The 19,066-nt window shown below is 73.3% G+C and carries 15 protein-coding genes, 1 rRNA gene and 1 pseudogene; 13 read left to right on the top strand and 4 right to left on the bottom strand.

Going from position 1 to position 19,066, the window contains the following annotated elements; genetic code table 11:
- The 3 genes and pseudogenes from rrf to IE311_RS21765 all read left to right on the top strand — a co-directional run.
- A 5S ribosomal RNA gene (gene rrf / locus IE311_RS21775) occupies window positions 1-93 on the top strand; the annotation flags it as partial.
- A gap of 494 nt (window positions 94-587) precedes the next feature.
- Window positions 588-902: pseudogene (locus IE311_RS37455) on the top strand (hypothetical protein); the annotation flags it as partial.
- 846 nt (window positions 903-1,748) lie between these two features.
- Window positions 1,749-2,546, top strand: coding sequence for a tetratricopeptide repeat protein (locus IE311_RS21765; protein WP_189833439.1), 798 nt, complete (start codon window positions 1,749-1,751; stop codon window positions 2,544-2,546).
- A 78-nt stretch (window positions 2,547-2,624) separates the two neighbouring features.
- Here the strand turns inward: IE311_RS21765 and IE311_RS21760 are convergent, their stop codons facing one another.
- Complete coding sequence (locus IE311_RS21760; protein WP_189833438.1) at window positions 2,625-3,917, bottom strand: DUF1015 domain-containing protein; 1,293 nt, start codon at window positions 3,915-3,917, stop codon at window positions 2,625-2,627.
- 82 nt (window positions 3,918-3,999) lie between these two features.
- Between IE311_RS21760 and IE311_RS21755 the strand changes: the two genes are divergently transcribed.
- Window positions 4,000-5,106 (top strand): HAD hydrolase-like protein, encoded by a 1,107-nt coding sequence (locus tag IE311_RS21755; protein ID WP_189833437.1) that lies wholly within the window; start codon window positions 4,000-4,002, stop codon window positions 5,104-5,106.
- Between the two features lie 53 nt (window positions 5,107-5,159).
- The gene (locus IE311_RS21750; protein WP_189833436.1) at window positions 5,160-6,005 is read left to right on the top strand and encodes an ABC transporter ATP-binding protein; all 846 of its coding nucleotides are present in this window, start codon (window positions 5,160-5,162) and stop codon (window positions 6,003-6,005) included.
- Between the two features lie 81 nt (window positions 6,006-6,086).
- Here the strand turns inward: IE311_RS21750 and IE311_RS21745 are convergent, their stop codons facing one another.
- A complete protein-coding gene (locus IE311_RS21745) occupies window positions 6,087-6,434 on the bottom strand; it encodes an SCP2 sterol-binding domain-containing protein (protein WP_189833435.1) in 348 nt (115 codons plus the stop codon).
- A 43-nt stretch (window positions 6,435-6,477) separates the two neighbouring features.
- Between IE311_RS21745 and IE311_RS21740 the strand changes: the two genes are divergently transcribed.
- The 6 genes from IE311_RS21740 (at window position 6,478) to IE311_RS21715 (ending at window position 12,404) form a co-directional block, all read left to right on the top strand.
- Entirely contained in the window at window positions 6,478-6,747 is a 270-nt protein-coding gene (locus tag IE311_RS21740; protein ID WP_189833434.1) for a hypothetical protein, read from the top strand.
- 7 nt (window positions 6,748-6,754) lie between these two features.
- Entirely contained in the window at window positions 6,755-7,570 is an 816-nt protein-coding gene (locus IE311_RS21735) for a TlyA family RNA methyltransferase (RefSeq protein WP_189833433.1), read from the top strand.
- On the top strand, window positions 7,567-8,490 hold the full coding sequence (locus IE311_RS21730; protein ID WP_189833432.1) for an NAD kinase: 924 nt from the start codon (window positions 7,567-7,569) through the stop codon (window positions 8,488-8,490). The genes IE311_RS21735 and IE311_RS21730 overlap by 4 nt, the downstream gene beginning before the upstream one ends.
- A gap of 146 nt (window positions 8,491-8,636) precedes the next feature.
- A complete protein-coding gene (gene recN / locus IE311_RS21725; protein WP_189833431.1) occupies window positions 8,637-10,379 on the top strand; it encodes a DNA repair protein RecN in 1,743 nt (580 codons plus the stop codon).
- Window positions 10,376-11,194 (top strand): hypothetical protein, encoded by an 819-nt coding sequence (locus IE311_RS21720; RefSeq protein WP_229902066.1) that lies wholly within the window; start codon window positions 10,376-10,378, stop codon window positions 11,192-11,194. Before recN ends, IE311_RS21720 begins: the two co-directional genes overlap by 4 nt.
- Window positions 11,195-11,303: 109 nt before the next feature.
- A complete protein-coding gene (locus tag IE311_RS21715; RefSeq protein WP_189833430.1) occupies window positions 11,304-12,404 on the top strand; it encodes a glycosyltransferase family 4 protein in 1,101 nt (366 codons plus the stop codon).
- 165 nt (window positions 12,405-12,569) lie between these two features.
- Here the strand turns inward: IE311_RS21715 and IE311_RS21710 are convergent, their stop codons facing one another.
- Window positions 12,570-14,198, bottom strand: a complete 1,629-nt coding sequence (locus IE311_RS21710; protein WP_189833429.1) for a PucR family transcriptional regulator — start codon at window positions 14,196-14,198, stop codon at window positions 12,570-12,572.
- A gap of 161 nt (window positions 14,199-14,359) precedes the next feature.
- On the opposite strand from IE311_RS21710, the gene IE311_RS21705 reads away from it, so the two are divergent.
- Both IE311_RS21705 and IE311_RS21700 read left to right on the top strand, forming a co-directional pair.
- Complete coding sequence (locus IE311_RS21705; RefSeq protein WP_189833428.1) at window positions 14,360-15,874, top strand: APC family permease; 1,515 nt, start codon at window positions 14,360-14,362, stop codon at window positions 15,872-15,874.
- Between the two features lie 61 nt (window positions 15,875-15,935).
- On the top strand, window positions 15,936-17,576 hold the full coding sequence (locus IE311_RS21700) for a flavin monoamine oxidase family protein (RefSeq protein WP_189833427.1): 1,641 nt from the start codon (window positions 15,936-15,938) through the stop codon (window positions 17,574-17,576).
- Window positions 17,577-17,606: 30 nt separating this feature from the next.
- Here IE311_RS21700 and IE311_RS21695 read toward each other — a convergent pair whose 3' ends face one another.
- Complete coding sequence (locus IE311_RS21695; protein ID WP_189833426.1) at window positions 17,607-18,989, bottom strand: FAD-binding oxidoreductase; 1,383 nt, start codon at window positions 18,987-18,989, stop codon at window positions 17,607-17,609.
- Between the last annotated feature and the right edge of the window lie 77 nt (window positions 18,990-19,066).

Raw genomic sequence — 19,066 nt, 5'->3', positions numbered from 1 at the left:
ACGCCCGGTTACATTCCGAACCCGGAAGCTAAGCCTTTCAGCGCCGATGGTACTGCAGGGGGGACCCTGTGGGAGAGTAGGACGCCGCCGAACAATTCTTCAGGACCCCTGGTCCCAGCGTTCACGCTGGGACCAGGGGTCCTTTTGTTTTTTGCTTGACTTTTCCGATGCGCGGCTGAGTGCCGGCTGCGCGAGAATGACTGCAGTACCCGAAGACAGGAGTCACACCGATGTCCACCAACTCTCCCGACGACCGTCCGGAGCGCGAACCGCGTCGCAGGGACGGTGCCGGTGGCGACCGAGGCGGCTTCCGTGGGCCGCGCCGGGACGACAACCGCGGTGGTGACAACCGTGGCGGCGGTGGGTTCCGTCGTGATGACCGCGGCGGTGACAACCGTGGCGGTGACAACCGCGGTGGTGGCGACCGTGGTGGCTTCCGCCGCGACGACCGTGGCGGCGACAACCGTGGCGCCGGCGGTGGGTTCCGTCGTGATGACCGCGGTGGTGACAACCGTGGCGGTGGCGACCGTGGTGGGTTCCGCCGTGACGACAACCGTGGTGGAGACAACCGCGGTGGCGGTGGGTTCCGTCGTGACGACCGCGGTGGCGACAACCGCGGCGGCGATCGTGGTGGCTTCCGTCGTGACGACCGTGGCGGCGACAATCGTGGCGCCGGCGGTGGGTTCCGCCGTGACGACCGCGGTGGCGAGCGTCCGTCGTCGTTCCGTCGTGACGACCGGCCCTCCTTCCCGCGTGACGACCGCGGCGGCGACCGCGGTGGGTTCCGCCGGGACGACCGCGGCGGTGACAACCGTGGCGGTGGCGACCGTGGTGGGTTCCGCCGTGACGACAACCGTGGTGGAGACAACCGCGGTGGCGGTGGGTTCCGTCGTGACGACCGCGGTGGCGACAACCGCGGCGGCGATCGTGGTGGCTTCCGTCGCGATGACCGGCCGTCGTTCCCCCGTGACGACCGTGGCGGCGACCGCGGTGGGTTCCGCCGTGACGACCGCGGTGGCGAGCGTCCCTCGTCGTTCCGTCGTGACGACCGGCCCTCCTTCCCGCGCGACGACCGCGGTGGCGACCGTGGTGGGTTCCGCCGGGACGACCGTGGCGGTGGCGACCGCGGTGGGTTCCGCCGGGACGACCGCGGCGGTGACAACCGTGGCGGTGGCGACCGTGGTGGCTTCCGTCGTGACGACAACCGTGGTGGAGACAACCGCGGTGGCGGTGGGTTCCGTCGTGACGACCGCGGTGGCGACAACCGCGGTGGTGGCGATCGTGGTGGCTTCCGTCGCGATGACCGGCCGTCGTTCCCCCGTGACGACCGTGGCGGCGACCGCGGTGGGTTCCGCCGGGACGACCGCGGTGGCGAGCGTCCCTCGTCGTTCCGTCGTGACGACCGGCCCTCCTTCCCGCGCGACGACCGCGGCGGCGACCGCGGTGGCTTCCGCCGGGACGACCGTGGCGGCGAGCGTCCCTCGTCGTTCCGCCGGGACGACAACCGGGGTGGTGGCGGCTTCCGCCGTGACGACCGTGGTGGCGACAGCCGTGGTGGGTACCGCGGCCGTGACGACCGCGGCGGCGACCGTGGCGGATACCGCGGCCGTGACGACCGGGGTGGCGACCGCGGTGGGTTCCGCGGCCGTGACGACCGGGAGCGGAGCGACCGCGCGCCCATCAAGCGGCTGCCGATCCCGCCGGAGGTCACCGGTGAGGAGATCGACCCGGATGTGCGCCAGGAGCTGATGAGCCTGCCCAAGGGGCTCGCCGAGGACGTCTCGCGCAACCTCGTCATGGTCGCTCAGCTGATCGACGAGGACCCGGAGGCGGCGTACGGCTACTCCAGGGTCGCCCTGCGGCTCGCCTCCCGTGTCGCCGCCGTGCGCGAGGCCGCCGGCTTCGCCGCGTACGCCACGCAGAAGTACTCCGAGGCCCTGGCCGAGTTCCGTGCCGCCCGCCGGATGAGCGGTGGCGTCGAGCTCTGGCCCGTCATGGCCGACTGCGAGCGCGGTCTCGGCCGGCCCGAGCGTGCGCTCGCGATGGCCGGTGAACCCGAGGTGCAGAAGCTGGACAAGGCCGGTCAGGTCGAGATGCGGCTCGTGGCCGCCGGTGCTCGCCGGGACCTGGGACAGCTCGACGCGGCCATCGTGACGCTGCAGAGCCCCGAGCTCGCTTCCAGCGCCGTTCACCCGTGGACCGCGCGCCTGCGGTACGCCTACGCCGACGCGCTGCTCGCCGCCAGTCGTGAGCCCGAGGCGCGGGAGTGGTTCGCCAAGGCCCTGGAGGCCGACAAGGACGGGGCCACGGACGCCTCGGACCGGCTCGCAGAGATGGACGGCATCGAGTTCGTCGACGCGTTCGACGAGTCGGAGGACGAGTCGGACGACGTCGTCGCGCTCGACGACGTGGACGACGTGGACGTCGAGGACGTCGAGGGCGAAGTCCTCGACATCGACGACGAGGGCGACGAGCTGGACGAGGACGACGAGGACGGCGACCTCGACGAGGACGACAGTGACGACAGCGTCGGCGACAAGAGCTGACACGGTTGACGCATGAGAAGGGCGGCACCCTCCGGGGTGCCGCCCTTCTTCGTTTCCGGGTCCTCGCTCCCGAGGGGCTCAGTCCAGCGCCAGGCTTCTCAGGACCAGTCCCGTCGCCGGCTTCGGGCCGAACGAGGTCGACTTGCGGGGCATCGTGACGCCCTGCCGGGCGAGGTCCCGTACGACCTCCTCGCGCACCGGATGCATGAGGACGGCCGTACCGCCGCGGCGCTCCGCCTGCTCGACCGCGGCCCGTGTGTCATGGATGTAGCTGATGTCCTCGGGGGCGTCCGGGATGCGCCAGACGTGCTCCAGGAGGGTGGAGTGCAGGACCGTCGCGTCCAGGGTGCGCCAGGCGTCCGGGCGGTCGGTGCGGATCGTACGGTCGAGGAGGGCGGCGTCGGGGCGGTCGACGAGGTGGAAGCCGCCGTCTCCCGCCAGGAGGAACGCGTTGCCTTCGGCCGTGGCCTCCGCGAGGGCCTCCAGGGCCGCCGGCAGGGGGCTCTCGATCCGGCGTACCCGGAAGGAGCCGTCGAGGGCCGCGAGGGCGTCGGCGACCGGCAGCCGGTTGAGAAGGCGGTGGATCGCACGGACCCGCAGGGGATAGCGGGCGGTGTCGATGAGGAGGACCAGGCCGTAGTTCCAGGGCCCCGGCGAGGGGTGTTCCTCGCGGAGGCGGAGATAGGTCGCCCAGCGGTGGTGGCCGTCGGCGATGAGAGCCTGGTGATGGCGGAGCTCGGCGGCCACGGCGGCCTGCTCGGCCGGGTCGGTCACCGCCCAGAGGTGGTGCCGGAAACCGTCCTCCGTGGTGGTGGCCAGCAGCGGGGGGCGTTGGACGGTCCGCTCGACGACCGCGCCCGCGCCGTCGCCCTCGCCCACGTACGTGAGGAGCAGGGGCTCCAGGTTGGCGGCCGTGGTCCGCATCAGGGCGGCGCGGTCCTCGACCACGTGCGGCATGACGTCCTCGTGGGGGAGGACGATCCCCTCGGCCGGGGTGGAGAGCTCCAGGGCCCCGATGATGCCGCGCTGGAGGATGCCGTCGCCGTGCTGCTCGTACACGTAGAGCGCGGGCTCCGGGTCCGGGGCGAGGACGCCGTCCGCGAGCCAGCGGTCGAGGGTGACGGCGGCCTTACGGTGACGGGTGCCGGCGGTGATCGCCTGAGGCAGGATCAGCCGGACGATGTTGTGCGGGTCGGCCGACTCCAGATGGAGTAGTCCGTCAGGTCGTACGACGACGTCGTAGGGGGGAGACGTCACGGCTGCCAGGCTGCCGACCCGTTCGGGGACGTAGCGGAGTCCGCGGAACGGCGTCAGGCGCAGCCCCGCGGTGTCGTCGCGGACATCAGCGGCCGCGTGACCTGAGGTGTTCATCTCGTCATCGTATGTGGGCGGTGGCCATGAGCGATGATCGGGGGAGCGGGCGGGATTCGCCCGACCATACGAGGAGTGTGCGGTGACGGTGCGGAACGGCCAGGGACAGCAGGGTGTCGGCAGGAACCGGCCGGGTGGCAGCGCGGTGCCCCTGAGCGAGGCGTACGACACGGCGCTCCTGGACCTGGACGGTGTCGTGTACGCGGGCGGGGTGGCCGTGCCGCACGCCGTCGAGGCGCTCGGGATCGCGCGGGCCGGCGGGATGCGCCTGGCGTACGTCACCAACAACGCGCTGCGGACCCCCGACGCGGTGGCGGACCACCTCACGGAGCTCGGGGTGCCGTCGGAGGCCGGGGACGTGATCACCTCGGCGCAGGCGGTGGCCCGGCTGATCGCCGACGACGTGCCGCCCGGCTCCCGGGTGCTGGTCGTCGGAGGCGAGGGGCTGCGGGTCGCGCTGCGCGAGCGGGGTCTGGTGCCGGTGGACTCCGCCGAGGACGAGCCGGTGGCGGTCGTCCAGGGCTACGGAGGGCCCGACATGCCGTGGGGGCGGTTCGCGGAGGCCGGTTACGCGGTGGCGCGGGGAGTTCCCTGGTACGCCTCCAACACGGACCTGACGATTCCCGGGGCGCGCGGGATCGGGCCGGGGAACGGGGCGGCCGTGGAGGTCGTACGGATCGCCACGGGCGGCCGCGTGGAGCCCCGGGTCGCGGGGAAGCCGCTGCCGCCGATGCACCGGGAGACGGTGCTGCGGACGGGCGCGCGGCGGCCTCTGGTGGTCGGGGACCGGCTGGACACGGACATCGAGGGCGCGTTCAACGGAGGGGTGGACTCGCTGCTCGTCCTGACCGGGGTGACGGATGTGGCGCAGCTGTTGAGGGCGGTGCCGGAGCACCGGCCGACCTATGTGGACGCCGATCTGCGGGGGCTGCTCCTGGGGCAGCCCGAGGTCGTGGCGGACGCGGACGGGGGGTTCGTGTGCGGGGACTGGCGGGCTTCGGTGCGTGAGGGTGAGCTGACGCTCGAAGGGGAGGACGGGTCCGAGGCCCCGGTGGCGGGCGCGGCCGGCGGCGGGGCGGGTGCGATGGACGCGGTGCGGGCCCTGTGCGGGGCCGCCTGGTCGGCCGCCGACGCCGTGGACGGGGGAGTGCCGGAGGCGGGGAAGGCGCTGGCACGGCTCGGGCTGTGAAATTGGGTAGGCTAACCTAACTTTCTTTGGGTCGCGGGCACGGGAGCACGGACATGGACGGTCGACAGCAGCGGCTGAGCGCGGAATCGGTCACCCTGGCGTACGAGCAGCGGGTCATCGCCCGCGATCTGTCCGTCGAGATCCCCGACAACTCGTTCACCGTCATCGTCGGGCCGAACGCCTGCGGCAAGTCCACCCTGCTCCGTGCCCTCTCCCGGATGCTGAAGCCCAGCCAGGGGCGTGTCCTCCTCGACGGGCAGTCGATCCACTCCATGCCCGCCAAGAAGGTGGCCAGGACCCTCGGCCTGCTGCCCCAGACCTCCGTGGCTCCCGACGGGATCACCGTCGCCGACCTCGTCGCGCGGGGCCGCTATCCGCATCAGGGGCTGCTGCGGCAGTGGTCCCCCGAGGACGAGCGGATCGCCCGCGAGGCCATGGAGGCGACCGGGGTGGCCGAGCTGGCCGAGCGGTACGTCGACGAGCTCTCCGGCGGTCAGCGCCAGCGCGTCTGGATCGCCATGGCGCTCGCCCAGCAGACGCCGCTGCTGCTGCTGGACGAGCCGACGACGTATCTCGACATCCAGCACCAGATCGACGTCCTCGACCTGTGCGCCGAGCTCCACGAGACCCAGGGCCGCACGCTCGTCGCCGTGCTGCACGACCTCAACCACGCGGCCCGGTACGCGACCCACCTCATCGCCGTCCGCGACGGCGAGGTGGTCGCCGAGGGCCCGCCGTCCGAGGTCGTGACCGCCGAACTGGTCGAGCGGGTCTTCGGGCTGCGCTGCCAGGTCATCGACGACCCGGAGACGGGGACCCCGCTGGTCGTACCGGCCGGGCGCAGGGCCCGTGTCCCCAAGCCCTCGACGGCGTCGCCGGAGCCCGCGCTCCGCAAGTGAACCGGCGGGCTTCCCGGGCCGTCTCCCGGGCCGTCTCCCGCGGGGCTCCGCGGGGTCCGGGCGGGACCCGGAAGAGAGCGACTAGAGGAGCGAGCGGAGTCTGAGCAGGTCGCGGAAGCCCGCCTCCAGCTTGACCCGGCCGGAGGCCCAGGCCTTCGCGAAGTTCAGTTCGCCGCCCACCATCGCCACCAGGTCGTCGCCGGTCATCGCGAGCCGGATCTGCGCCTTGGCCGGCGGCGGGCCCGCCACGGTGTCCTCGACCAGGATCCGGCCGTCCGTGAGGCGGCCCGTGAACGTGGTGTCCAGGTCGGTGATGTGGCAGCTCAGGCTGCGGTCGAGCGCGGCCGCGCTCCGCACGTCGCCGTCCGCCCGCGCGAAGCTGTCCGAGAGTCTGTCGAGTGCGCCGCGGCACTCCGTGATCGTCGCCATCGCCGTCGACCGTACCCCAGGGGTTCGCGGTAGCGTCGGGACCATGAACGACGCGATGCCCGAACCGGAGCCCGCGGACGCGGCGGCTCCGCAGGACGCCCACGAGCCCGCGGGGGCCGCGCCGCTCGGGGTCGAACGGGTGGTCACCGGGCACCCCGGGGTCGATGTCCATCTGGCGCGTCTCGAAGAGGTGGACCACCTCCCGGCGGACGGACACCTGGAGGTGTACGAGGATGTACACCGTGGACTGCGTGCCGAGCTGACCTCGCTCGACGCGCACCCCGCCCCTCGTCCGTACGAAAACAGGAGCTGAACCGAACGTGGCAGGAGTGGCACGCCGCCGTCTCGACGCCGAGCTGGTCCGGCGCAAGCTCGCGCGCTCGCGCGAGCACGCCAGCCAGCTGATCGCCGCGGGCAGGGTGACCGTCGGCAAGACCGTCGCCACCAAGCCCGCCACCCAGGTCGAGACCGCCGCGGCCATCGTCGTGGTCCAGGACGACTCCGACCCCGACTACGTCTCGCGCGGCGGTCACAAGCTCGCCGGGGCCTTCGCCGCCTTCGTCCCGCTCGGGCTGAAGGTCGAGGGCCGGCGCGCCCTGGACGCCGGAGCCTCCACCGGCGGCTTCACCGACGTGCTGCTGCGCGCGGGCGCCGCCCATGTCGTCGCCGTCGACGTCGGCTACGGCCAGCTCGCCTGGTCGCTGCAGAGCGACGAGCGGGTCACCGTGAAGGACCGTACGAACGTACGCGAGTTGACGGTCGACGCGATCGACGGCGTTCCCGTCGACCTGGTCGTCGGCGACCTCTCCTTCATCCCCCTCGGCCTCGTGCTGCCCGCCCTGGCGGCCTGCACGGCTCCCGACGCCGACCTCGTCCTCATGGTGAAGCCGCAGTTCGAGGTGGGCAAGGAGCGGCTCGGCACCGGCGGAGTCGTCCGGAGCGCCGAACTCCGCGCGGACGCCGTGAAGAACGTGGCCCGGCGCGCGGCGGAGCTCGGGCTCGGCGTCCTGGGCGTCACGGCCAGCCCGCTGCCCGGCCCCTCCGGCAACGTCGAGTACTTTCTGTGGCTGCGGGCAGGGGCGCCCGCGCTGGATCCGGCGGATGTCGACCGCGCCGTGGCGGAAGGACCTCGTTGAGCTCAACGGCAGCAGCACCAGAGACCGCACCACGTACCGTCTTCCTCCTCGCACACACCGGCAGGCCCGCCGCCGTGCGCAGCGCCGAACTGGTCGTCCTCGGCCTGCTGCGCTGCGGCATCGGCGTCCGTGTCCTGGAGGCGGAGGCCGAGGACCTGCCGCTGCCGCCGTCCGTCGAGAAGGTTCCCGAAGCGTGCTCCGACGCGCTCGACGGCTGTGAACTCCTCGTCGTCCTCGGCGGCGACGGCACCCTGCTGCGCGGCGCCGAGTTCTCCCGCGCCTCCGGCGTCCCGATGCTCGGCGTCAACCTCGGCCGCGTCGGCTTCCTCGCCGAGGCCGAGCGCGACGACCTCGACAAGGTCGTCGACCGGGTCGTGACGAAGGCCTACGAGGTCGAGGAGCGGATGACGCTCGACGTCGTCGTGTACGAGAACGGCGACGTCCTGCACCGCGACTGGGCGCTCAACGAGGCGGCCGTGCAGAAGGTGTCCCCGGAACGGATGCTGGAGGTCGTCCTCGCGATCGACGGACGTCCGGTGACCGGCTTCGGCTGCGACGGCGTGATCTGCGCGACACCGACCGGCTCCACCGCCTACGCCTTCTCGGCGGGCGGCCCGGTCGTCTGGCCCGAGGTCGAGGCCCTTCTCATGGTCCCGATCGGGGCCCACGCCCTCTTCGCCAAGCCGCTGATCACCACCCCCGAGTCGGTGCTCGCCGTCGAGGTCGAGCCGCACACCCCGCACGGGGTGCTGTGGTGCGACGGGCGGCGGACGGTGGAACTCCCCGCGGGGGCCCGGGTCGAGGTGCGGCGGGGTGCCGTGCCGGTCAGGCTCGCCCGGCTCCACCACGCCTCCTTCACGGACCGGCTGGTCGCCAAGTTCGCCCTTCCGGTGTCGGGGTGGCGCGGCGGCGCGCGCTGACATCCCTGCGGGTGGGGCCGCGGGGCGGGTGCGGGCCCGCTCCCGGCGCCCGGAACCCCTGCCCCGGGCTTCCGGGGCGCGGAACGATCGGCGCGCCGGAGAGTTACGCCCGGGGGTGATGTCGCATCGCACCCGGGAAACCTCGTATGGTCTGGGGCGTGCTGGAGGAGATGCGGATACGGTCGCTCGGGGTCATCGACGACGCGGTGGTCGAGCTGTCGCCCGGCTTCACCGCGGTGACCGGTGAGACCGGTGCGGGCAAGACCATGGTGGTGACCAGCCTGGGCCTGCTGCTCGGTGGACGGGCCGACCCGGCCCTCGTGCGGATCGGTGCGGCGTCGGCCGTCGTCGAGGGGCGGATCAGCGTGCCCGCGGGCTCGCCCGCCGCCGTACGCGCCGAGGAGGCCGGGGCGGAGCTCGACGAGGGGGTACTGCTCGTCAGCCGCACCATCTCGGCCGAGGGGCGTTCACGGGCCCATCTCGGCGGGCGCTCGGTGCCCGTCGGGCTGCTGGCCGAACTCGCCGACGAACTCGTCGCCGTCCACGGTCAGACCGACCAGCAGGGCCTGCTCAAGCCCGCCCGGCAGCGGGGGGCGCTCGACCGGTACGCGGGCGAGGCCGTCTCCGTACCACTGGCCGCCTACGCCGAGGCGTACCGGCGGCTGCGCGCCGTCACCGGGGAACTCGACGAGATCACCACCCGGGCCCGGGAGCGGGCCCAGGAGGCCGATCTGCTGCGGTTCGGGCTCGGTGAGATCGAGGCCGTCGCCCCGCTCGCCGGGGAGGACACCGAACTCGCCGCCGAGGCGGAGCGGCTCGGTCACGCCGAGGCCCTCGCCTCCGCCGCCGCGCTCGCGCACGCCGCGCTCGCGGGCGTCCCCGAGGACCCCGAGTCCGTCGACGCCACGACCCTCGTCGCGGGCGCGGGCCGGGCCCTGGAGGCCGTACGGTCGCACGACCCGGCGCTCGCCGCGCTCGCCGACCGGATGGGGGAGGTCTCCATCCTGCTCGGCGACGTCGCCACCGAACTCGCCGGATACGCCGACGACCTGGACGCCGATCCGCTGAGGCTCGCCGCCGTCGAGGAGCGGCGCGCGGCGCTGACCCAGCTCACCCGGAAGTACGGCGAGGACATCGCGGGAGTCCTCGCCTGGGCGGAGGAGAGCGCGGGCCGGCTCGGCGAGCTGGACTCCGACGACGACCGCATCGAGGAACTGACCGCCGAGCGGGACCGGCTGCGCGACGACCTGTCGGTGCTCGCCCAACGGCTCACCGACGCCCGTACCGCCGCCGCCGATCTGTTCGCCGGTGCCGTCACCGCCGAGCTGGCCTCGCTCGCCATGCCCCACGCGCGCGTGTCCTTCGACATCCGGCAGACCGAGGACCCCGAGGGCGTCGAGGTCGGCGGCCGCCGGGTCGCGTACGGCGCGTCCGGGGCCGACGAGGTCGAGCTGCTGCTCGCCCCGCACCCCGGTGCCCCGCCCCGGCCGATCGCCAAGGGCGCGTCCGGCGGTGAGCTGTCCCGGGTGATGCTCGCCGTGGAGGTCGTCTTCGCCGGCGTCGACCCGGTGCCGACGTATCTCTTCGACGAGGTCGACGCGGGTGTCGGCGGCAAGGCGGCCGTCGAGATCGGCCGCCGGCTCGCCAAGCTCGCCAGGACCGCTCAGGTCGTGGTCGTCACCCACCTCCCGCAGGTCGCGGCCTTCGCCGACCGGCAACTGCTCGTCGAGAAGACCAACGACGGCTCGGTGACCCGGTCCGGCGTGACCGTCCTGGAGGGCGAGGAGCGGGTGCGGGAGCTGTCCCGGATGCTCGCCGGCCAGGAGGACTCCGAGACGGCCAGGGCCCACGCCGAGGAGCTTCTCGCGACGGCCCGGGCGGACGGGTGAGGCGCCTCGCCTCCTTCGCGGTCGCCGCGGGCGTGAGCCGGGCGGTGTACGAGGGGCTGCGGCGGTGGGCGCCCGAGGAGCGGTGGCTCCGGACCAACCACACGGGGCGGAGCGTCGATCTGTACGCCGGGCCCGCCGCGGCCCTCGGCGCCGCGGTCGGCACCGGGAGCGGGCCCGCGGCGCTCGCCGTGCTGGCCGCCGGGGCCTGCGGGGCGTACGACGACGTGAAGGGTGACCACAGGCGGGGCTTCCGGGCCCATCTGTCGGCGCTGCGGGACGGCGAGGTGACCAGCGGGACGGTCAAGCTCCTCGGTATCGGTGCCGCCTCGCTCGTGGCCGGGGCGCTGCTCAAGGAGCGGCCCGTGGACAAGGTCCTCGCCGGTGCGGTCGTCGCCGGGAGCGCCCATCTGGTGAACCTGGTGGACGTACGGCCCGGGCGGGCGGGGCTCGCCGTCCTCGCGCTGGCCGCTCCCGGGCTGCTGCGCGGCTCGCTCGCGGCCGCCCCCGTGGGAGCCGTCACGGCGGTCCTCGGGGACGACCTCGGTGAGCGCACCATGCTCGGCGACTCGGGCGCGCACGCGCTCGGCGCCGCCGTCGGCAGCGCGATCGCCGTCGGCAACGGGCGGTTCGGCCTCGCCGCCCACGCGGCCGGGCTGGTCGCCGCCGCGGTGTGGGGGGAGCGCGAGGCCCGGGGTGCTCAGGGCCCGGGGGTACCTGGAGAACTCCTCACGAGGCACCCGGGGGAGCGTGGGGACCGGGGCACGGAGGATTCGGGGGAGCGCGAGACCTCCTCGCGCGCTCACCCGAGTGGGTGAACCCGTGGGGTGAGTCCCGGAGCCGTACGCCTTCCGTACAGGGGAACGACGCCACTTCGGTGCCGGAACGTGCGTACGGTCGGGGACGCGGACTGGCATCCTTGGGCGCGTGACACAGCTCCGTACGGTCCAAGTGCTGGGCGGCGGCAGCGCGGGCAGCAGCGCTCACGTCCGATCACTTGCCTCGGGGCTGGTGGCGAGGGGCGTGCGGGTGACCGTGTGCGCCCCGGCCGAACTCGACCGCGTCTACGACTATCTGGGTGCCGGCGCGCACTTCGTGCCGCTGCCGCGCCTCGGCGATCCCGCCACGGTCACCGCCCTCCGCAACGCCTGCATCGGCGCCGACGTGGTCCACGCGCACGGCCTGCCCGCGTCCGTACGGGCCGCGCTCGCGCTGTCCGGCCGCACGGGCGGTCCGGGCGGAGGCGGCCGCGCGCCGCTCGTGACGACCTGGGACAGCCGGGTCCATGTGGACGGGGCCGGGGGCGGGATGCTGCGCCTTCTCGAACGAAGGACCGTGCGGGCCGCGACCGTTGTCCTCGGCACGTCCTCCGAGCTGGTCGACCGGGCCCGGCGGAGGGGTGCCCGGGACGCCCGGCTCGCGCCCGTCACGGTGCCGGCCGCCCGCGGACCCGTATGCCTCCACGACGGCAAGGCGAGGGCCGAACTCGGCGCCGTCGACCGGCCGTTGCTGATGGCGGTCGGCGCGCTCGAACGGGGGCGGGGATACCGGACGCTGCTCGACGCGGCGAGGTCGTGGCGGGAGCTCGATCCGCAGCCGCTGCTCGTGATCGCGGGCGAGGGGCGCGAACGGGCCGCGTTGCAGCGGCGGATCGCGGCCGAGGGTCTGCCGGTGCGGCTGATCGGACGCCGTGAGGATGTCGCCGAACTGCTCGCGGCGGCGGATGTGGCGGTGCTGCCGTCCCGGTGGGAGGCGCGGTCCCTGCTGGCCCAGGAGGCCCTGCGGCTCGGCGTGCCGCTCGTCGCCACGGCGGTCGGGGGCGTACCGGAACTCGTGGGGGACGCCGCGGAGCTGGTGCCGTACGGGGACGCGGAAGCGCTGGCCGGGGCGGTGCGCGGGCTGCTGGAGGACGTGGAGCGGCGGATGGATCTCGCGGCGGCCGGACGGGTGCAGGCGCGGTCCTGGCCCACGGAGGACGAGACGGTGGCGCATGTGCTGAGCGTGTACGACGAGTTGGTGGGGCGGTAGCGCCCGCTCCTCGGTGCCGGGTGCTCCCGGTGGCGCCCCGTCCCCGCCCCGGTGGACGACCGCCCGCGAGGGGGAGGACCGCGGGGCGGAGCGGGGCGGGTACGGGCGACGGGCAGGGCCGACGGGTACGGCCGGCGGGAGCGGTCGGCTGGGGCGGGGGAACCCCTACGGCGTGTGGCGGCGGGCTCTCAGGGCCAGGGACAGGGCCAGAACCGTCTGCGGGTCGTCCAGATCCGTGCCCAGGAGCTCCGAGATGCGGGCCAGCCGGTTGTAGAGCGTCTGACGGTTGAGATGGAGTTCCCGGGCCGTCTCCGCCTTGCGGCCCGCGTGCGCCAGATACGTCTCCAGGGTCGGCAGGAGCGGCGGGCGGGACGTGCGGTCGTGGTCCCGCAGGGGCCCGATCGCGCGGTCCACGAACGCCGCCAGGACCGTGTCCCCGTGGAAGTGCAGCCGCCACAGCAGCAGGTCGATGTCGAGGCGCCGGGCGTCGTACCAGGGCAGGTCCGAGAGGCCCTGCGCGGCCGTCGCCGTCTCCGCCGCGTGCCGCAGGCCCGCCGAGGCCGCCGCCCAGCTGCCCGCCACCCCCACCACGACCACCGGCGGGTGCGCCCCGGCGCGTTCCAGACCGGCCCGTTCCACGCCCGCGCGGAGCGCCGCCGCGACCCGGTCCGCGACCGCGGTGCGCTCCGATTCCGAGCGCAGGCCGAGCAGCAGCGGCACCCGCCCCTCGACCGGCCGGACGCCCAGGAGGACCGGGACTCCCACGGAGGCCAGTTCCTCCAGCACCGCGCGGGCGAGCAGAGCCCAGTTCCCGGACGGGGAGAGCTCCGAGGCCAGACGCATCACCACCGGCAGCAGCGGGCCGTCGCCCGGCTTGAAGCCGAGGACCCGGGCCTGCGCCGGGGCGTCCTCGGCCGTGATCCGGCCCTCCGCCAGGTCCGTCAGGAAGTCGCCCCGGCCGCGCGCGGCCAGCTCCTCCTCCTGCCGTGCCTGCATGAGGACGACCGCGAGGAGCCCGGCCGCGCGTTCGGCCGCCATGCGGTGCACGGGGGAGAGGGCGCCGGAGACCGAGAGCAGGACGAGACGGGCCCGCACCGAGGACGTGCCGGGGCCGCCGCCGGGCACGTCGACCAGGACCGTGCCGGTCGGCGGGCCGGACTCGCGGGCGGCCCGCTGGCCGCGCAGCCCGTCCCACACCTGGAGCGGGTCGGCGGGCGCGGACTCGGTGCCCGCCGCGTACAGCAGCTGTCCGTCGGCCGTCTCCAGGAAGACGGGATTGGCGGCGAAGTCCGAGAGGATGCGCAGGACCTGCGGGACCCCGCCGCCCCCGAGCAGGGCCTCCGTGCACTGCCGGTGGACCTCCTCGGCCTGCCGGAGGAGCGCGTAGTGGCCGTTGACGATCTCGGTGTGGATCTCCTCGGTCACGGCCACGAAGGGGACCTCGCGGTGCAGCTGCACCAGCGGCAGTCCGGCGGCCCTCGCGGTCTCCACTATCGTCGCCGGGAGGCGGGCGAAGCGTGGTCCCAGCTCGACGACGAGCGCGGCGATCCCCCGGTCGGCGAGGCGCCGTACGAAGGCCCGCTGTTCGGCCGGCCTGGTGCCGAGTCCGAGGCCCGTGGTCAGCAGCAGCTCGCCGCCCTTGAGCAGCGACGCGATGTTCGGCACCTCGCCCGCGTGCACCCAGCGCACCGTGCGGTGCAGCCGGTCCGCGCCCGCGACGACCTCCGGGAGCCCGCCGCGCAGGCCCGGGAGTTCGAGGGCCCGCTGCACGGTGATCCCGCCCTGATTGTCCATGGGGCCGGACGCTACCCGCGTCCGTGTTCCGGCGACATCACCCCACGGTCACGGGACCCGACAGTTCGTACACGGGGGCGACAACTCGTCGTCCCCTCGCGGGAATTGTGTGACCCCCTGTCGATTGTGGCCTACGTCACTCGCGAGGATGCTCTCGCGGCATGGCAGAGAACCCCACCCCAGAGGTCCACCGGCTCAAGGCGAACTCCGTCGGGCTGGTCGGCGTCGTCTTCATGGCCGTCGCCACCGCGGCCCCGATCACCGCGATGACCGGCAACCTCCCCATCGCCGTCGGCTTCGGCAACGGCACCGGCGCCCCCGCCGGATACCTCTTCGCGACGCTCGTCCTGACCGTCTTCTCGGTCGGCTACGTCGCCATGGCCAAGCGGATCACGGCCGCCGGCGCCTTCTACGGCTACATCTCGCACGGCCTCGGCAGGATCGCGGGAATGGCCTCCGGCATGCTCGCCGTCCTCGCGTACGTCGTCTTCGAGGCCTCGATCGTCGGCGTCTTCGCGTACTTCGCCAAGACGACGGTCGCCGATCAGTTCGGCGTCGACATTCCGTGGATCCTGTACGCGGCGGTCATGCTGACGGTCACCGCGGTCCTCTCGTACTTCGACATCAACCTGACCGCCAAGGCGCTCGGCGTCATGCTGGTCGCCGAGATCGCCGTCCTCTTCGCGGTCGCCACCGCCGTCCTGATCGCCGGCGGCGGGCCCGAGGGCATCCCCGTCGAGCCGATCAACCCCGCGAACGCCTTCACCGGCACCTCCGCCGGCCTCGGCCTCTTCTTCGCCTTCTGGTCCTGGGTCGGATTCGAGTCCACCGCGATGTACGGGGAGGAGTCCCGCGACCCCAAGCGGGTCATCCCCCGCGCCACCCTGATCTCGGTCATCGGCGTCGGCGTCTTCTACATCTACGTGTCCTGGATGACGATCGCCGGGAACGGCCTCGCCGGATCGGTGAGACTGTCCTCCTCCGCCTCACCGCTCGACCTGTTCTTCGCGCCCACGCAGACCTTCATCGGCGCCTGGGCCGTCGACGCCTTCCAATGGCTGCTGCTCACCGGCTCCTTCGCCTGCGGCATGGCCTTCCACCAGTGCGCCTCCCGCTATCTGTACGCGATCGGCCGCGAGGGCTTCCTCCACCCCGCGCTCGGCCGGACGCACGTGAGGCACGGCTCGCCGTACATCGCCTCGTACGTGCAGACCGCGACAGCCGTCCTGCTCGTCGGCGCCTTCTGGATCACCGGTCAGGACCCGTACATCCACCTCTACACCCTGCTCGCGATCCTCGGCACGATGGCGATCCTCATCGTCCAGACCCTCTGCTCCTTCGCCGTCATCGGCTACTTCCGGAAGAACCACCCGGAGGACCGGCACTGGTTCAGGACCTTCACCGCCCCGCTCCTCGGCGGCGTCGGCATGATCGCCGTCGTCGTGCTGCTGATCATGAACATGGAGACGGCGGCCGGTCTCGCCGCCGACTCGCTCTTCTTCGAGGCGATCCCCTGGATCGTCGGCGCGGTCTTCTTCGGCGGCCTCGGCCTCGGCCTCCACCTCAGGGCCAAGCGGCCCGAGCGCTACGAGATCATCGGCCGGATCGTGCTGGAGGACGCCGCCGAGCGCCCCGCCGAAGAGGCACCCGCCCCCGCTCCCGTACCCCGGAGCTGAGTTCCCCGACGCGCTCCCGTACCCGGAGCGGAGATCTTCCTTCCAGCCCCAGGAGAGCCCCATGGCACGCACCAACCCGATGCACCTCCTGAAATCCCTCGCCGCCGAGCACGCCGACGCCCGACGGCTCAAGCTGCCCGTCGACGAACTGAGGGGCATGAGAGCCGACGCCCCCGGACGCCGCTCGCTCCTCCTGTACGCGGCCGCCGCCGGCGTCGCCGCCGGTACCGGCCTGGGCGGAGCCGTGCCCGCCCGCGCCGCCGTCCCCGACCCGCCGGTCAGGACCACCGCCCGGGTCGCCGTCGTCGGCGCCGGCATCTCCGGCCTCACCGCCGCCCTCACCCTCCAGGACGCCGGCCTGAAGCCGGTGCTCTACGAGGCGAACCCCTCACGGGTCGGCGGCCGCATGTGGACCCAGCGCGCCCACTGGGCGTACGGACAGACCTCCGAGATCGGCGGTGAGCTGATCGACACCAGCCACAAGAAGATGCTGGAGCTCTGCCGCCGCTTCGACCTGGACACCGAGGACTTCCTCGGCGGCGGGCCCAACGGCGCGGAGGAGGTCCTCTGGTTCAACGGCGCGTACTACCCGCGCCACCGGGCCGACGAGGACTTCAACGCCGTCTACCAGTCGCTGCGCCGGGACCTCTCGGAGGCGGGGGAGGTGTACTGGAACCGGACCACGCCCACCGGCACCGCGCTGGACGAGATGTCGGTGTACGAGTGGATCGAGAGCCGGGTGCCCGGTGGGCACTCCTCGCCCCTCGGCCGCTTCCTCGACGTCGCCTACAACGTCGAGTACGGCGCCGACACCACCGAACAGTCCTCGCTCGCCCTGGTACTGCTCATGGGCTACCAGACCAATCCGGGCAACTTCAACGTCTGGGGCCTGTCCAACGAGCGATACCACATCGTCGGCGGCAACGACCGGCTCCCGAACGCCATCGCCGGGGCACTCGCCCCCGGCACCCTCCGCCACGGCTGGTCCCTGACCGCCGTACGTGCCAACGCCGACGGCACACAGACGCTGACCTTCACCGAGGCCGGTGCCACCCGCACCGTCACCACCGACCACACGGTCCTCTGCCTCCCGCTGCCCGTCCTCAAGCAGCTCGACCTGTCCCGGGCCGGGTTCGACCCGCTGATGGGGAACCTGCTGCGGGACGCGCGGATGGGCCACTGCACCAAGCTCAACATGCAGTTCGGCACCCGCCCGTGGCGCGGCACCGGCACCTGGCCGGGCGTCTCGGCCGGCGACTGCTTCACCGACACCGAGGTCCAGCAGACCTGGGACACCACCAAGATCCAGGGCGGGACCGGCGGCATCCTCCTCCAGTACGGCGGCGGCAGCCTCGCCCGCTCGCTCACTCCCGCGGAACCGTTCTCCACCGAGTCCGACCCGTACGTACGGACCCTCGTCGGTCGTCACCTCGCGGGCATCGACGCCTTCTTCCCCGGCACCTCACGGGCCTACACGGGGCGCGCCCAGCTGTCCGCCTGGCACCGGAGCCCCTACGCGCTGGGCGCGTACTCCTGTTGGCCGGTCGGCTACCTCCACCGCTACGCCGGGTACGAGGGAACCGCCCAGGGCAATGTGCACATCGGCGGCGAACACTGCAGCTACGACTTCCAGGGCTTCATGGAAGGCGGGGCCACGGAGGGCGAGCGCGCCGCCCGGGAGGTGATCGACGCGCTGCGGTGAGCCCGGGCGGCGGGTGATCGTCCCGGCCGCTCAGGCGGCCGGGACGATGTTGTGGTTGAAGTGGAAGACGTTCTCGGGGTCGTACGTGGCCTTGACCGCCGCCAGCCGGCGGTAGTTCTCCTCGCCGAAGGAGGAGACCACCCGCTGCTCGCCCTCGGCGCCGACGAAGTTCAGGTACACGGCGTCGATCGCCCACGGCCGCGCGTCGGCCCGCACGTCACGGACCCACTGGATCTCGGCCTCGTCCATCGCCGGGTCCTCCCAGGTCGCGAACGGGTGCACGGCCCAGGGCGCGGTGCGCCACGGCTGCGGATACGGCCCGGCCCCGGCCGCCACCGCACCGCCCTGCATGAACAGCACGTGCTGGGTGGCCGCGGGCAGCGGGATCGCCGCGCCACGGTCGCAGAACACGTCCACGGCCTCGTCCGGGAATGCCGTCAGATACTCCGCCGACCAGTAGTTCCGCAGTCCGGGCGGGTCGTCGAGCATGGACTGCAGCTCCGCGTACGGGATGTCCGTGACGATCTCGATCACCGGCTTCAGGGCGAACAGCGGCGCCGCGAGCTCCCGCACCTCCTCGACCGGACCGGCGTACGTGAGCAGCGTCCCGCAGACCAGCCTGCCGACCAGCTCCGGCGGCACGAACGGCTCGGGCGGCGCGGGCAGGTAGATCGTTCCGCCGCCCACCTCGTCCGGCGCGGACTCCGCGATGTCCCGGAAGGCGCGGACCACCTCGGGCGCGTCGTCGGGCAGGAAGAACAGCATCACGACGCTCATCCGGGGCAGCTCGTGCAGCCGCAGCGTCAGCGAGGTCGCCACGCCGAAGTTGCCGCCGCCGCCGTGCAGCGCCCAGAACAGCTCCGGGTGCTCCTCCGCGCTCGTGCGGACGTGCTTCCCCTCGGCCGTGATCAGATCGGCGGCCAGCAGGTTGTCGCTGGCCAGACCGAACTTCCGCTCCAGCCAGCCGGATCCGCCGCCCAGGGTGAAGCCGCCGATCCCGGTGGTGGAGACCCGCCCGCCGGTGGTCGCGACATGGAAGGGCTGGCAGGCGTGGTCCATCTGCCCCATCGTCGCCCCGCCCCCGACCCGTACCGTCATGTTCTCCGGGTCCACGACGACCGTGTGCATCCGCCGCAGGTCGACCACGAGCGAGCCGTCGATCACCGAGGTCCCGGCGACGCTGTGGCCGCCGCCGCGCACGGCGATCGGAAGGTCGCACGCGCGGCCGAAGAGGATCGCGTTCGACACGTCCGCCTGGCTCTCGCACTGGGCGATCACCGAGGGACGGTGGTCGATCATGCCGTTGTGGAGGGTGCGCGCCTCGTCGTAGCCGGGGTCACCGGGGATGATCACCTCGCCGGCGAGGTCCTCGACCAGCCCTGACAGCGCGCTTTCGGAGATGTGGGGGCCCATGGGAACCCCCCTTTCGTACGGGGGGACAGGACCCCTTCATCGTAGGTCCGGGGCCTGTCCCGCGCGTGCCGGGCGGC

The sequence above is a fragment of the Streptomyces zaomyceticus genome, from assembly GCF_014656215.1.
Taxonomy (GTDB): domain Bacteria; phylum Actinomycetota; class Actinomycetes; order Streptomycetales; family Streptomycetaceae; genus Streptomyces; species Streptomyces zaomyceticus.
The sequence above is the reverse complement of the archived record's forward strand: the minus strand, read 5'-3'. Positions and strand labels throughout refer to the sequence as shown.

Bases quoted from the DNA above. Each gene is read 5' to 3' on its own strand.
- IE311_RS21765 (WP_189833439.1), top strand. From the start codon at position 1,749: ATGAGCCTGCCCAAGGGGCTCGCCGAGGACGTCTCGCGCAACCTCGTC.
- IE311_RS21760 (WP_189833438.1), bottom strand. From the start codon at position 3,917: ATGAACACCTCAGGTCACGCGGCCGCTGATGTCCGCGACGACACCGCG.
- IE311_RS21750 (WP_189833436.1), top strand. From the start codon at position 5,160: ATGGACGGTCGACAGCAGCGGCTGAGCGCGGAATCGGTCACCCTGGCG.
- IE311_RS21745 (WP_189833435.1), bottom strand. From the start codon at position 6,434: ATGGCGACGATCACGGAGTGCCGCGGCGCACTCGACAGACTCTCGGAC.
- IE311_RS21740 (WP_189833434.1), top strand. From the start codon at position 6,478: ATGAACGACGCGATGCCCGAACCGGAGCCCGCGGACGCGGCGGCTCCG.
- recN (WP_189833431.1), top strand. From the start codon at position 8,637: ATGGTCTGGGGCGTGCTGGAGGAGATGCGGATACGGTCGCTCGGGGTC.
- IE311_RS21710 (WP_189833429.1), bottom strand. From the start codon at position 14,198: ATGGACAATCAGGGCGGGATCACCGTGCAGCGGGCCCTCGAACTCCCG.
- IE311_RS21705 (WP_189833428.1), top strand. From the start codon at position 14,360: ATGGCAGAGAACCCCACCCCAGAGGTCCACCGGCTCAAGGCGAACTCC.
- IE311_RS21700 (WP_189833427.1), top strand. From the start codon at position 15,936: ATGGCACGCACCAACCCGATGCACCTCCTGAAATCCCTCGCCGCCGAG.
- IE311_RS21695 (WP_189833426.1), bottom strand. From the start codon at position 18,989: ATGGGCCCCCACATCTCCGAAAGCGCGCTGTCAGGGCTGGTCGAGGAC.